Genomic DNA, 16051 nt, shown 5'->3' with positions numbered 1-16051 from the left:
ATTTTTATGGTGTTACCTCAATATGAAAATGATTATGATGCTCTCTTTTTTTTACATCATTTAGGCTATTTAAAACTCTACTTGCACCATGACTTAATGCCTTCTTCTGAACCTCAAGAATTAAACTATCTGGTATAAGACAAACTGCTTTTGCTCCAATACCATATCCAATATCTTTACCATCTATTTCGTTTATATCAAATGCCTTACCAAAATAATGTTTACTATTTACTGAGTGATCTGCTCCACTAATTTCAGATACGTTAAATGTATAATCTTTACTTAATTGATACATAATATATAGTAATTCAGATAAAACTTCTATCTCACCACCTGGTGCCCTTTTATAATTACTCCTTTTTGCATTTTGACCAAGTGAAGTATCTGTTATATTATCTTGTGCCATAGCCTTGTCTATTATACCTGAAACGTGTGAATTTGCAAAGGTTACTCTTCCTCCTTTTATTATTTTTTCTGCTAAAACTTGATTAAGTTTTCTGGCTTCATTAGTATCTATCGCATATCTCATTCCTTTCACTTTCATTTGTCTATACCTAGATAACAACTCTCCAGATTGAATTATGCTATCATTATTTCCTTTATTAAATCCATCATTTCTAGTATCCATTGTGTCATTATTTTCATAATTCGGATTAACTTTTCCTTTTTTTTTGTCTTCGTCTGTTAAAAATTTTTTATAGATATTAATATTATCTCCTTTCCCTGTAGCTCTAGGTGCAAATATTATCATATAAACATCTTCAGGTCTTGCAACTTTTTTATGAATATTGAAAAGCTTTAAATAGTCTCTAACATAACTCAATTGATCTTCAGGCGACAATAATGCTAATTTTTGTTTATAATCGTCAACTTCTTTTTTAGTAATAGCTTTAGCTGTTTCTTTATTTTCTAAAATTCCTTTTTCTTTTAAAATAAGAGATTTAACAGCATCTTCTGTAAATTGAGCTAAACCTATAGGGTTGTTGTGTACCAAACTTGGATTATTTTTATGCTCCTCTTTAGAAGCACCAACATATCCATTTTTTGTTAATCTTATTAATGAACTACTAAATGTTTCACCAGTTTCTACAGACATAGCAATCATTAAGGCATTTGCCATTTCATACTTTTGATCTTTACCCCAAAGTTCTTCACATATTTGAAGGACTTTCTGTCTAAATTCAACACTAACTTTTCCTCCCCAAATCATTTCTAGAGCATCAGAATTTAATTTTTCGGTGTTTTTTCTTTTAGCTCCCACAACCATATTAATCATCTTATCAGTCAAATGTTTCGTAGAATAATCTTCAATCCCTACATAATACTTATTTACTGTTCCATTTTTCGCTCCTTTAGTTGGTGTTATAATAAAAACTACAGTCGCCACACCTTCAGAATTTACTATAACTCTATGTCTAAAAACTGGTTTTTCTCCCACTTTATGAGCTGTTAAAACAATTTCTTTTCCAACCATATTTTGCGTTTTAGCTACTATAGTTACCGCTGTACCTTTCTTGTCAAAAGGAATATGATCTTGTGATGTTATCCTTTTTCCATCGTACATAAAATAAACATCAAGTATTTTTTTATCTGTTGTAACAGACAGAACAGTATCAGATTCGTAATTAGCTGATGCCATAAATGGATATGGTTTACTATTTTGGATTCCTAATAATTTAAATCCAATTTTGGCATTTTTTCCACTCTTGAATCCAATTTCTTTTTGAAAATTAGCATCAAATTTTATTTTTTCAAAAATTTCACCTTTTCCATTAGTTCTTACATCAATGTAATGGTTCGTTTTTGCATTGTTTAAATAAAAATAAACTCTTACAGTTTGGTTTTCATAGTAAGGTATTTGTGCCTGTATGTAATTACTTTCTCCAGAAAAACCAGAAGTTACTTTTTTGCTTCCTCCGCTCCATGCCCAATGTGCTTCGGTTATTTCTGGCTGCTTAATTTCAATTTTATAAATACATCCCGAGTTAGTACTTTTTTTACTATCACTATAAGCTTCTACCGTATAATTTCCTTCTTTTTGAGGAATATGCATTTTAAAAGAACTCCATTTATGAATGTACTTCTTTTGAGGATTATTTTTTTCGGTGAATAAAACATCATCGGATCGTAGATATGGTTTATTATTAGAATCATAAACCATCCATTTTACATCTTCTTTTTCGTTGTCTGTAGGAGGGTTTATTTTAAAAGTTTTCGCTTCTAAAGTTATAGTGCTGTTTGGTTTACCTAATAAAAACACATTATTGTTCGATGTTTTTTCGGCTAGACCAATACTGGTAACTTCATTTTTAATTACTGAGGTTTTAAATTCTTTAAGTAAGGAATATTGATCTTTACTAGTTATTTTAATTTTGTATTCGCCTAGATCAGGCATAGCAAGTTTAATAATACCAGTCGAATCTAATTCCTGCTCATCTGAAATTTTGATTGATTTATTGTTATCTGAAATTTCTAGTTGATAATAAAGCTTTAATGGATTTAATGTTTTTACTTCCTTATTTTTTAGGCTCACTTTAAACAATTGTTCTTGCGTAGAAGCTCTTGTTATTCCGCTTTTAGGAATAGTTGGAGATGTAATTAGAATTTCCTGAGCTATTATTTCAAGTTGTATATATGTTGCCGTTTTTGCGCTTTTTTTATGATGAATTGTAGCACTATGTCCATAAGCATCAATTTTATAAATACCGGGCTTATCAAAATTATAATTGAAAGAGGTTCCTTCGTTTTCAAAAACAATTCCTTTATCTTTTTTACTATTAATATCATAAACAATCCAATCAATGTTTTCTTTTTTAAATAAGTTTTGAACAATAAAAAACTCATCAAGGAAAAATTCAAGACTTTCTCCTACTATAAACGAAGTTTTTTGAGTATTTTTTATTTTAATCGCGCTTTTATTTACTGCACTTCCACGAGTATTTTCATTGTTTACTTCCTTCAGGAATACATACACATCTTCTTTCCCGATAGGAGCGTATAGTTTGTCTGCACTTAAATTAGGATATATCTTAGTTTTGGTTGTTATAGTGATCGTATTTGGTAATCTCTCTAGTCCTTCTACTTCTCTCAGTAATAAGAATAATTCGTCGTATTGCTCGAAAAGATTAGCGATGTTAGTTTTATCATTATTTAATTCTTTTCTAATTTTCGTCCAACGTTCATTACTTGCTTTAGAAATGTTTCCATTGAGTATGTTGGCGTCAATAGACTCGATCATTTTTTTACGAATAGTGTCCCAATTAAAAAATTGACTTTCTATAAGGCCTGAATTTGCCTGTTTCAGGATGGTATACATTTGAGTAAATAATATATCATTTGGTTTACCATCAAAATCCTGAGCTGTAGCTCCTTCTTCAAAAGCTTTTGAAATACCTGTCCAATATGCTATTGTTGAGGTATCATTTGCTAAAATGGCTGCATCTAAATTCTTTTTGATTTCAGCTTTTATTATTTCTATAGTTGGTTCACTACTATTTGGTTGAAGCATTTTCGGTACCGTCAAGGTTTGCTGAGTTGCTATGCCTTTACTAAAGTTTAGAGTATTATTTTCTACTCTTAAAGTCGAAGGAGTAATGTTTGCTGATGTGGGAGAACTCATAGTTGTTCTACCAGTGTTATCAGCAACACCTCCTCCGATTAGAGCACTTGAAGGCGTAATACCAGTTGTGATATTATAGCTTGGTATTGTTTCCCTTGAAACTGAAGGAGTAGTGCTAAACGATGTTGCTGTATCTTTATTGGTTTTAGCAGTGGGGTCGATAGCGCCTCCTTCGGTTAAGGAATTAAGATTGTTTGTAATGGGAATAACATTTTGATGTTTTTGCTCTTGCCATATTTGTACTATATCCTTTTGCTGGCTCATCTCTTTTGAAACTTTAGCTAGCTCTTTTATAATGATGTTAGTTAAATGTTCGGAACTTTTTATATCAGCACTATTTTTTATTGAAAGATTGAAATTGTGAATTGCATTTTTACTCATCGCTAGGTGTTTTTCTGGGTGTAAAAGTAGCATTGTGACTTGTGATTTTAAAATTTTAAGCCTTTTGTATTCAGTAGTTTCAGTAAGTTTTGTTTCTGCTGAAACTACTGAAACTACAAAGCTTTTTTTAGCCCTTTTTTTATTCTTGCATTCTACTTTTACACTCTCAAAAAACAACTAGCAGGTTGCATTATTTATCATAATGATTTGCAAATTCTCCTGCTATTTAAAGAAAGAATCATCACACTATATAGTAACCTCACTAAAACAATAGCCATTATGGATTATTTATTATCGAAAGGCATGAAGAGAATGCCTAAAATACCTGACAAGAGTAATTTCCATTTTTTTTCTAATTAAACAATTATTGAAGGATCCCAAGTAAGGAATTTAACCTTACTCTAAACTAACAATTATGAAAAAATACAAGGATATCTATTGATCTTACAATGCTTAAAATAAAACTTCTAATTATATAATTTAAAATAAAAAAACATGGCTTTACAAACATTAAATACCATAAAAAACTGGTTTAGAACAGGTTTTAAACCAACTCAAAATCAATTCTGGGATACATGGGATTCTTTTCGACATAAATATGAAAAAGTCCCTGTAAAAGATGTTGAAGGGCTTGACGAATTGCTTTTAACTAAGGCAGACAAAGTAGTTTTAAATAATCACCTGGCTGATAAAAATGCGCATGCTCCACAAGTAAATACGGATTGGAATAGTGATTCTGGTTTTAGTCAATTGCTTAATAAACCTGAATTTAAAACTATTAATGGGGAAGCAATTGTAGGAACAGGGGATATTGCTGTAGATATTGAAAATCAAGGATTAAAATCTACTTTAGATACAAATCCTATTGCTGATTATGGAAATAGTTCTGCAACTATAATGGGAGATTATGGAGATTCTAAATATAATAGGATTGAAGTTGGAAATGATTTAAATAACACATCATTATTTCAGTTAACAAACCAAATATCACTTAGCAGTAGAGTAGTAGAAACAGGAGATAATTGTAGTATAGCACTTTTTGAAGGTGATATAAGGTTGAATAAATCTAAAAACGGAAAACAGACAATAGTAAAAATAGCTGAACCAATAGCAAATACTCAATTTGAATTTCCAGCAAAATTAGAAGATAGTAAAGTTTACACGATAGCAACTACAGATGAAGTTTCTATTCCGGTATCTGCAACAGCAATAGGTATTGTTAACAATGTCCCATTGCAAGAACTTGGTGGGGTAGATAAATTAATAAATGGAGTTAGGATTGGTATTGGAGAAAGACCAGATAATTATAATCTTATATTTGGAAGAGAAGCATTAGATAGTGATACTTCTGGAAGTTTTCAACAAGCTATTGGAAATTGGGCTTTATCTAGTAATACCAGTGGTCAGCAAAATTTAGCTGTAGGTAGTTCTAGTTTGTCAGAAAATGTAACGGGATCATACAATACTTCTATAGGGATGTATTCATCTAGCTACTCTCTGGGTAATAGGAATACGGTTTTAGGTAATCAGGCGTTTAGTACTACTGTAGGAATTCAAAATGCTACAGGTAATAATAATATAGTAATAGGGTATCAAGCAGGAAGAGATATCTCTACAGGAAGTGGAAACTTATTAATTGAGAATATTACAAATGCTAGTATAACTACAGGTAATAATAATATTGTTTTAAATCCTAGGCAAAAATCAGGAATTACAACAGGTAGTGGAAATACAATTATAGGTGGTTTCGATGGTGCATTTTCAGCTAATGATAGTGAATTGGTTGTTTTAGCTACTGGAACAGGAAAAGTAGCAATAAGGAAAAATACAAATGGTGAAATAATTGCACCAAATTTGACTAATGGACTAATTACTTCAGGAGGAGATAGATCTTTATTAACAAAAGAATATTTAGAATCAAAAACACAAGTTAAAGACAATCAAATATTGGTAGCGGGTGATATATTGGTGCAAAATTCATGGCATGGTCAAACAATCCTATTTACAGGAAGCGGAACAATTACCGTACCGGCAACCTTGCCCGCAGAGTTTTCTTTTAATGCAATCACAATGCCAACTGTAACTATTAATTGGGTGATAACTTCTCCTTTTACATGGTTGTTTGGAAATCCGAGTGTGACCCCCGAGAAAACTTATTTAAACTTTACTAGAGTAGGTAATACTAACAATATAATCTTAAGTGCATAATGAGTATAAAAAAATATGTATTTGGGAGAAATAAATTAAAACCGTTTGTTTCAATTTGGGACACTAAGAATGTTTCTACAGCCTCTAGTGCAATAACTCAAATAAAATTACCCCTGATTAATTCGGGGGTATATAACTTTACAATAGATTGGGGTGACGGAAAGCAAGATAAAATAACACAGTGGAATCAAGCACAGGTTTTACATAACTATTCTACAGCAGGGAACTATACTGTAACCATCATGGGAGTTTGTAAGGGATGGCAATTTAATAATACTGGTGATAGATTAAAATTAAAATCCGTTTTATCATGGGGTTCACTTTCATTAGGTATAGACCAAAGTTTTTATTTTTATGGATGTGCTAACTTGAATTTAAATGAGGTTACGGATGTTTTAAATTTATCGGGAACAACTTCTTTATCAAGGATTTTTCAAGGATGTACTAGTTTAACTACTATTAATTTTGTTAACAATTGGAATACAGCAAATGTGACAGTTCTTTCGAGGGCTTTTAGTGAATCAAGTTTTAATCAACCGTTAAGTAACTGGAATACTTCAAATGTTACAACTATGGCATCCATGTTTAATGCCAACACCATATTTAATCAAAATATTGGTGCTTGGGATGTTTCAAATGTTATAGACATGAACTCTATGTTTTCTAATGCATTGCAATTCAACAACGGAGGTAGTTCTGACATTAACAATTGGAATACTGGAAAGGTTACAGATTTTACTTCGATGTTTTTTAATATACTTAATTTCAATCAACCAATAGGTAATTGGAATACATCGAATGCGCTTAATATGACAGCTATGTTTCTTAATAATGGTTTGTTTAATCAACCAATTAATAATTGGAATGTTTCAAAGGTTATTAGTATGACTCAAATGTTTGAAAGTACAACAGCTTTTAATCAACCTCTTCACAATTGGATTCCATCTTCTTGTACTGCTATGAATAATATGTTTAGAAATACAACTGTTTTTAATCAAAATATAGGTGCTTGGAATGTTTCTAATATTACAAATATGGCTCAAATGTTTAATAATGCGTCCGTATTCAACAACGGAGGTAGTCCCGATATTAACAATTGGAACACTTCAAAAGTAACAAATATGCTTGGTGTATTTAATAATGCAACAGCATTTAATCAAAATATAGGTTCTTGGAATGTTTCAAAAGTTACTGATATGTCTAGTATGTTTCAAGGCACAACCGCATTTAACAATAGCGGAAGTCCCGATATAAACAATTGGAACACTCCAAGTCTTACAAATATGAACAATATGTTTAATAGCGCAAGGGTTTTTAATCAACCAATTGGGAATTGGAACACTTCAAAAGTTACCAACATGACTCAATTGTTTATGCGAGCAAATAATTTTAACCAACCGTTAAACAATTGGAATACCTCAAATGTATTAGAACTTAGGGCTATGTTTCATAATGCCACTGCATTTAATCAGAATATCGGCTCTTGGGATGTTTCAAAAGTTCGCACAATGACCCAAGTGTTTTTGACCGCAGCTTCGTTCAATAATGGAGGAAGTCCTGATATTAATAATTGGGTTACTGGGGATGTTGTTGCAATGAATCAAGCATTTATACAAGCGTTTTCTTTTAATCAACCGATTGGGAATTGGAATACTTCAAAAGTTACCCATATGGGGCAAATGTTTTCAGAAGCAACTGTATTTAATCAGCCAATTAATTCTTGGGATGTTTCTAGTGTTACAGATATGAACAATATGTTTAATAGCGCAAGAGCATTTAATCAACCTTTAAGTAATTGGAAGACTTCGAATGTTACAGATATGAGGCAAATGTTTAATAATGCACAAGTATTCAACCAAAATATTGGTGCTTGGGATGTTTCAAACGTTATTAATTTTTCAGGTTTCATGCTGGGTAAAACAAATTTAAACTATTCATTTGATAATATTGATGCTATTTATAACGGGTGGAGTTCTAGATCAGTAAAGCCAAATATGACTATAAATTTTGGAACGATAAAATACACCTCAAACGGTGCAGCGGGTAAAGCAATATTACAAGGTTCGCCTAACAATTGGACTATAACAGACGGCGGAATTTAGTAAATAAAAAGAAAACTCAATTTCTGGAGATATAAATTCAAAGGTGTCAAGATTATAAGAAGAATAAATTCCTTGATAGTCTTAGATATTTCAGTCATGAATATTAGTAAATAAACCTCGTTCACTTATTGGATTTAAACCTAGTTTATTTCTAATGAAACTATAGAAGCTACAGATTATATTTTTCTGCTTTCAGAATACTTTTCCACTTTCAAAAGACGAATAGTATTGCTTGTGTATGTATGTCAGTTTATAAGCTTTCGGAATATTCATACAAAACATTCTTCCTTTAAATTAATACTATACTAATCTTATTTAAACAATTAATAGTAATAAATAAATATGAATCAGGTATGAAAAGTAACCGATAGTATTCACTATAGAATCAACTTTATGAAAGGTTGAGATTATCAAAACTTCAATTAAAAAAACATAATTAACCCCAATATAATATGACAACAAATATAAATACCATTTTAGGCTGGTTTAAAACTGGCAAAAAACCAACACAAACTCAATTTTGGGCCTCGTGGCAAAGCTTTTGGCATAAGGACGAAATGATACCACAGAGTAGTATAACTAATCTGGTAAGTACATTGGATGCTAAAGTTGAGAAATCACAGTTTGAAACACATAAAAGCGATAAAATCGCACATGCAGATTTGTTTGAAACTAAAGAAGATAAAGCCCAAAAAGGTCTTGCTGATGGATATGCTCCATTGGATTCTTTTGCAAAATTAACCAGTCAGTATTTAGATATCGTAAATGATTTGGTTTCTGGTGGTTCTAATTCGCTTTTAAGTGCAGAACAGGGCGTGGTTTTGCAAAACCAAATAAAAAGCATAAATATATTATTGGCTTCAGACAACATTAATTTGGACACGCTCCAGAAAATTGTTAATGCTATTGAAGCTGTGCAGGTTTTATTGAGTACTATTTTGGTGAATGATTTGACCACAGGTGGAACTACGAAAGCCTTAACTGCCGAAATGGGTAAAACGTTGAAGGTTTTGATAGACTCTTTAACAACTATTATTTCGGAAAAAGAACCGTTAATAACAGGGGGGGAGACTGGACAATATTATGATTATAATAAAACTTGGCAATCTATTCCTACTGTAGATATTTCAGGTAAGCAGGATATTGTTAACCAAATTGAAGTAGGAACCAGCCAACCTGCGCAAGTATCATGGCAGGGAAAAACTGTGATATTTACGGCTAGTTGCACTATTACTATTCCTGTATCATTGATTGATAGTTATATTTTTAACGGTATAACTTTACCAGGCGTAACTATTAATTGGGTAATTACTACACCTAATATATGGCTTTTTGGCACTCCATCGGCAACAACTGAAAAACAGATTTTCACACTCACAAAAAGAGGTAGTACTAACAGTATTTTATTATTAGGTGTATAATGGGAAGTCTTTTACAACATACAGTATTTGGAAGAAATAAATTTAAACCATTTATTTCTACTTGGAAAACGGATAATATTTCTACTGGCTCAAGTTCAGCTAATCAAATAAAGCTCCCCCTAATAGCTTCGGGAGTATATAATTTTAATGTTGATTGGGGAGATGGTACTAGTAATACAATAACCTCTTGGAATCAAATACAAGTTACACATAGTTACGCCACATCAGGAACTTATACAGTTACAATAACTGGAAAATGTCAAGGATGGCAGTTTAATAATTTAGGGGATAGATTAAAAATACTTTCTATAAAATCATGGGGAACTTTAATTTTTGGAACAACTCAGGGATTTTATTTTTATGGATGCGAAAAACTTGATTTATCAGAGGTTATTGATATACCAAATTTATTAATTACCACTTCTTTTTATAGTTGTTTTAATAGTTGTCTTTCTTTAACAACGATTAATAAAATTAATGATTGGGATATGTCAAGTGCAATTTTCCTTAATGCAATGTTTAATAATACAGTTGTATTTAACCAACCGATTGGAAATTGGAATACTTCAAATGTTACAACTATGGGGGCTATGTTTAGATATTCTAAATTTAATCAAAACATTGGTTCTTGGAATGTATCTAAGGTTAAAGATTTTGGACTTATGTTCGCAAATAACTCTTTTTTTAACAACGGAGGAAGTCCTGATATTAATAATTGGGATACATCGAGTGCAACAACTATAGGTGAGATGTTTTATTATGCCCCTGCATTTAACCAACCGATTGGAAAATGGAATACTTCAAAGGTAACTGTAGTTTCTCAAATGTTTAATAATGCGAGAGAATTTGACCAAGATATTGGAAATTGGGATATGTCAAAGGTTACCAATTTTCAATATATGTTTACAGTTGCAAACAAATTTAATAATGGAGGAAGTTCTAGTATTAATAACTGGAATACATCAAACGCAACTAGTATGTATTCAATGTTTAATGGTGCAAACGCCTTTAATCAACCAATTGGAAAATGGGATGTTTCAAGGGTTGCTAATTTTCAAAATATGTTACAGAGTACATGGGTATTTAATCAACCATTAAATGATTGGAATACATCAAGTGCAATAAACATGGGGGTAATGTTTCAAAACGCAAAAGAATTTAATCAAAACATTGGTTCTTGGAATGTATCGAATGTAACTAACTTTGAGCAAATGTTTAGTAGTGCATTTGCTTTTAACAATGGCGGCAGTCCTGATATAAATAAGTGGGCTCTTAATACAAGCCAAAATGTTTTATTTGCAGTTATGTTTCAAAATGCAAGGTCTTTTAATCAGCCAATCGGGAATTGGAATACTGAGAAAGTAAGGTCTTTACAGCAAACTTTTCAAGGAACACTTGCTTTTAATCAGAATTTAGGAAATTGGAATTTATCAAATTTAGTTAGCTTACAATCAACATTTTCAGGTAATCCTGTTTTTAACAATGGAGGAAGTCCCGATATTAATAATTGGAATGTTTCAGGAGTCACAACATTGTCTGGCACATTTAACGGTGCAATTGCATTTAATCAACCAATTGAAAAATGGAACGTTTCAAGTGTAACTAATTTAGAATTATTTCTTTATAATGCAAAGTCATTCAATCAACCCTTAAATAGTTGGGATACATCAAGTGTAACTAACTTTATGCAAGTGTTTGGAGAAGCATCTGTTTTTAATCAAAATATCGGCAATTGGGATGTTTCCAAAGGAACATCTTTCTTTAGAATGTTTATTAATGCAATTGCATTTAACAACGGCGGAAGTCCTGACATTAATAATTGGGGAACTATTGGAGCAAGTACAGGTGTAAGTTTAACTGGAATGTTTCAAACTGCAAGAGCTTTTAATCAACCAATTGGAAACTGGGACACTTCTAATGTTACCAGTATGCTGCATATATTATTTGGTGCAGTTGTTTTTAATCAAAACATTGGTAATTGGAATGTTTCAAATGTAACTGATTTCACGAATTTTATGGCAGGAAAACAGGTAGGTTCATATAATCCTGAGTATCTTGATGCATTATATAATGGTTGGAGTTCAAGACCTGTACTTCCAAATAAAATTATAGGATTTGATAAACTCAAGCATACAGCTGTAGGAACTACAGGAAAAAATATTTTACTTGGAGCACCGAACAACTGGATAATTAGCGATGGAGGAATTTAGTAAATAAAAAGAAAACTCAATTTCTGGAGATATAAATTCAAAGGTGTCAAGATTATGAGAACATAAATTCTTTGATAGTCTTAGATGTTCCTGTCATGAATATTAGTGAATAAACCTCGTTCACTTATTGGATTTAAACCTCGTTTATTTCTAATGAAACTATAGAAGCTACAGATTATATTTTTCTGCTTTCAGAATACTTTTCCACTTTCAAAAGACGAATAGTATTGCTTGTGTATGTATGTCAGTTTACAAACTTTCGGAATATTAATATAAAACATTCTTCCTTTAAATTAATACTATACTAATCTTATAATACAATTAATAAATAGGAATCAGGTATGAAAAGTAACCGATAGTATTCGCTATAGAACCAACTTTATGAAAGGTTGAGATTATCAAAATCTATAATTTAATTACATCATTAATTCAAATACAATAAAATATGACAACAAATATCAATACCATTCTAGGCTGGTTTAAAACTGGCAAAAAACCAACTCAAGCACAATTTTGGGCTTCATGGCAATCATTTTGGCACAAAGATGAAATGATACCGCAAAGTAGCATAAACAACCTTACAAACGTTCTAAATGCTAAAGTTGAAACTGACCAATTTGAAGCACATAAAACGGATAAGAGCGCACATACTGCTTTGTTTGAAACTAAAGAAGATAAAGCCCAAAAAGGTCTTGCTGATGGATATGCTCCATTGGATTCTTTTGCAAAATTAGCCAGTCAGTATTTAGATATCGTAAATGATTTAGTTTCTGGTGGTTCCACTTCGCTTTTAAGTGCAGAACAGGGCGTGGTTTTGCAAAACCAAATAAAAAGTATAAATATATTATTGGCTTCAGACAACATTAATTTGGATACTCTCCAAAAAATTGCTGATGCTATTAAAGCTGTGCAGGTTTCATTGAGTACTATTTTAGTAAATGATTTAATAACAGGAGGAACCACAAAAGCATTAACTGCCGAAATGGGTAAAACGTTGAAGATAATGATTGATTCTTTGACAACTATTATTTCGGGAAAAGAACCGTTAATAAATGGAGGCTTGGCAGGACAATATTATGATTATAATAAAACTTGGCAACCTATACCTACTACAGATATTTCGGGTAAGCAGGATATTGCTTGCCAAATTGAAGTAGAAACTAGTCAACTTGCGCAAGCTTCATGGCATGGAAAAACAGTAGTATTTACAACCAGTTGTACAATTACTATTCCTGGGGTATTAGTCAATAGTTATGTTTTTAACGGTATTATCTTACCAGGTGTTACTGTTAATTGGGTAATTATTACACCTCATACTTGGCTTTTTGACACTCCATTGGCAACAACCGAAAAACAGATTTTTACTTTGATGAAAAGAGGTAGTACTAACGGTATTTTATTATTAGGTGTATAATGGGAAGTCTTTTACAACATACCGTATTTGGGAGAAATAAATTTAAACCGTTTGTTTCTACTTGGAAAACAGACAATGTTTCTACAGACTCTAGTGCAATAACTCAAATAAAATTGCCATTAATTGCAGCAGGAACATATAATTTTATTGTAGATTGGGGTGATGGTAGTAGTAATATTATCACATCTTACAATCAGTTAGAAGTGACACATAATTACGTTACAGCAGGAACTTATACAATTACAATTTCTGGTACTTGTTATGGTTGGTCTTTTGAGTATGCTGGAGATAAATCAAAGATTTTAAACATCGCAAATTGGGGAATCTTAAGGCTCGGTACTACAGAAGGATCTTATTTTATAGGATGTGATAACTTAGACTTATCTAACACGAATGATACACTTAATACATCTGGTTTGATTTCTATGGTAAATGCATTTGCAAACTGTACCAATTTAACGACTGTTAAGAATATGAATAATTGGGATGTATCAAATGTTATTGACATGGCATATATGTTTTCAGGCTGTAGAAATTTTAATCAACCGGTTGGGAATTGGAACGTTTCAAAAGTTACTAATATGACTGAAATGTTTTTTGGAACAACTTCATTTAATCAGAATATCGAAAATTGGAATGTTTCAAATGTTACAAATATGTCATATATGTTTGCTTGGTCAGTTTCATTTAATCGGCCATTAGATAATTGGGATGTATCAAATGTAACTAATATGTCAAGTCTATTTTATAACATACGAGAGTTCAATCAAAATATTAGTTCTTGGGATGTTTCAAAAGTTACTGATATGTCAAGAATGTTTTATAACGTAAGCACATTCAATCAAGATATTGGAAATTGGAATGTATCAAAAGTTACCAATACTGGAGCAATGTTTCAAGGATGTACAGATTTTAATCAACAAATTGGAAATTGGAATCTATCAAATGCGACCAATATGTCGAGTATGTTTGAAAGTGCATCGACATTTAATCAAAATATTGGAAATTGGAATGTATCAAATGTAACGAATATTTCAAGTATGTTTCGAAACGCATCGGCATTTAATCAAAACATTGGAAATTGGAATGTGTCAAAAGTTACCAATATGTCAAATATGTTTCTATCTGCATCAGTTTTCAATAATAGTAATAGTATTGATATTAGGAATTGGAACACATCCAATGTAACTAATATGTCGAGTATGTTTAACAACGCATCAACATTTAATCAAGACATTGGTTCTTGGAACACATCCAATGTAACTAATATGTCGAGTATGTTTAACAACGCATCAACATTTAATCAAGACATTGGTTCTTGGAACACATCCAATGTAACTACTTTTAATGATTTTATTACATCCTCACTTTCAACCACTAATCTTAATGCCATATATAACGGCTGGAGTTCAAGACCTGTAAAGCCCAAAATAATAATCAGATTCGGTTTAGTAAAATATACGTCTGCGGGAACAGTGGGAAAAACAATTTTACAAAACGCTCCCAATAATTGGATAATAGTAGATGGTGGTATTTAGAATAATCAAAAGTTAAAATAGATTTCAAGAATCGGAAATAAAAAAACATCCGTAATTCAAAACTAAATTTTCATATAGATTGTAAAAACACTCAAAAGCATTAGGAAAACACAAATTCCATAATGATTTTGGGTGTTTTTTACCTTATATCAAACCATGAATAAAAAAAATGTTTCGTTATATAAAACAACCAATTAACTCTACTTACATTCTACTGAAACTACAGAAACTACCCCTTCAATTATTCGTTTTTCACCCTCTTCTACTGTATTTTTACATGCTCTAATAACGAATATTAGAATGCCTAACAGGCAAAACAATTCCCTTTATTTTTAGGTTTTTTTACTGAATAGAGACCTCAACTGCACACCATACTTTCAACAATTACATTAACAATTAAACAATAGACTAATCATGGATTATATACCAAAAGACTTAGGAGAAATTCCTAAAACACCAGACATGAGTAATTTTAAAAATCCTTTGGGACAAGCAAAAGAGGGAAATATTTTTATAGAGAGTTTTAATATTATGCCCTCATCAGTATCTGAAAAAAATGAAAGTCTGACTGAGGCCTTAAAAAAAGAAAGTAGAGACAGTAATATTTAAAAGTCATAATACTTTTTTAAGCTACTCCTACATCACAAAAAAACAAAATCTCTAAAACCATAAAATGCAAGACGAAACTTCCATTCAAAGACTAAAAGAAAAATACGGTACAGTGTTAAAGCTTACCTCAGATGATCAATTAACAACGACCTATTGCAAAAAACCATCATTTACTACTTTTTTAAACTATCAAAATAAATATAAGGGCAATCCCCACGAAGCAATTCTGTTTTTATTTAAAGAGTGTGTCCTGGATAAAGAGAATTATGATGATGAATTTATGCTTTCTGCAGGAAATTCTATTGTAGCCATGATAAAAAAAGACAGTGAATTTGCGATAGATGTAACTCCTCAAAAAGATGAATTCAAAAAATCGGCAGCCCTTATCAGATATGCTTTTCAGGTAGATCCTTATAAACTTTCTATAGATGAGTTTTACAAATTACTAGAAGAAGCTCTTTGGTTGCAAAAACATAACGAAACAAGACAGGAAAATACACTTATAACAGCTTTTGCTAAAACATTTTCAAATTAAAAACAAAAATAAAT

General features: G+C 31.3%; 9 protein-coding genes. 8 read left to right on the top strand and 1 reads right to left on the bottom strand.

Going from position 1 to position 16051, the window contains the following annotated elements:
* Positions 1–4: 4 nt before the first annotated feature.
* Positions 5–4033 carry a hypothetical protein gene (locus OA93_RS20945; protein ID WP_131474515.1) on the bottom strand — a complete coding sequence of 1343 codons (4029 nt, stop codon included), beginning with the start codon at positions 4031–4033 and terminating at the stop codon, positions 5–7.
* A gap of 462 nt (positions 4034–4495) precedes the next feature.
* Here OA93_RS20945 and OA93_RS20940 point away from each other — a divergent pair, with 462 nt between their 5' ends.
* The 8 genes from OA93_RS20940 to OA93_RS20905 all read left to right on the top strand — a co-directional run bounded on the left by OA93_RS20940 (position 4496) and on the right by OA93_RS20905 (position 16037).
* Positions 4496–6208 (top strand): hypothetical protein, encoded by a 1713-nt coding sequence (locus OA93_RS20940; protein WP_039115976.1) that lies wholly within the window; start codon positions 4496–4498, stop codon positions 6206–6208.
* Positions 6208–8310 (top strand): BspA family leucine-rich repeat surface protein, encoded by a 2103-nt coding sequence (locus OA93_RS24280; protein ID WP_052259555.1) that lies wholly within the window; start codon positions 6208–6210, stop codon positions 8308–8310. Before OA93_RS20940 ends, OA93_RS24280 begins: the two co-directional genes overlap by 1 nt.
* Before the next feature lie 452 nt (positions 8311–8762).
* Entirely contained in the window at positions 8763–9731 is a 969-nt protein-coding gene (locus OA93_RS20930) for a hypothetical protein (protein ID WP_039115975.1), read from the top strand.
* Complete coding sequence (locus tag OA93_RS24275) at positions 9731–11941, top strand: BspA family leucine-rich repeat surface protein (protein ID WP_052259554.1); 2211 nt, start codon at positions 9731–9733, stop codon at positions 11939–11941. Before OA93_RS20930 ends, OA93_RS24275 begins: the two co-directional genes overlap by 1 nt.
* Before the next feature lie 445 nt (positions 11942–12386).
* Positions 12387–13355, top strand: a complete 969-nt coding sequence (locus OA93_RS20920) for a hypothetical protein (RefSeq protein WP_039115974.1) — start codon at positions 12387–12389, stop codon at positions 13353–13355.
* Positions 13355–14893, top strand: a complete 1539-nt coding sequence (locus OA93_RS20915) for a BspA family leucine-rich repeat surface protein (RefSeq protein WP_052259553.1) — start codon at positions 13355–13357, stop codon at positions 14891–14893. Before OA93_RS20920 ends, OA93_RS20915 begins: the two co-directional genes overlap by 1 nt.
* Before the next feature lie 414 nt (positions 14894–15307).
* Positions 15308–15502 (top strand): hypothetical protein, encoded by a 195-nt coding sequence (locus OA93_RS20910; protein ID WP_039115973.1) that lies wholly within the window; start codon positions 15308–15310, stop codon positions 15500–15502.
* 64 nt (positions 15503–15566) lie between these two features.
* A complete protein-coding gene (locus OA93_RS20905) occupies positions 15567–16037 on the top strand; it encodes a hypothetical protein (protein ID WP_039115972.1) in 471 nt (156 codons plus the stop codon).
* Positions 16038–16051: the final 14 nt, after the last annotated feature.

The sequence above is a fragment of the Flavobacterium sp. KMS genome (assembly GCF_000813005.1).
In the GTDB taxonomy this organism is placed as follows: domain Bacteria; phylum Bacteroidota; class Bacteroidia; order Flavobacteriales; family Flavobacteriaceae; genus Flavobacterium.
Note: the sequence above shows the minus strand (reverse complement) of the source record. Positions and strands in the feature narration are given on the sequence as shown.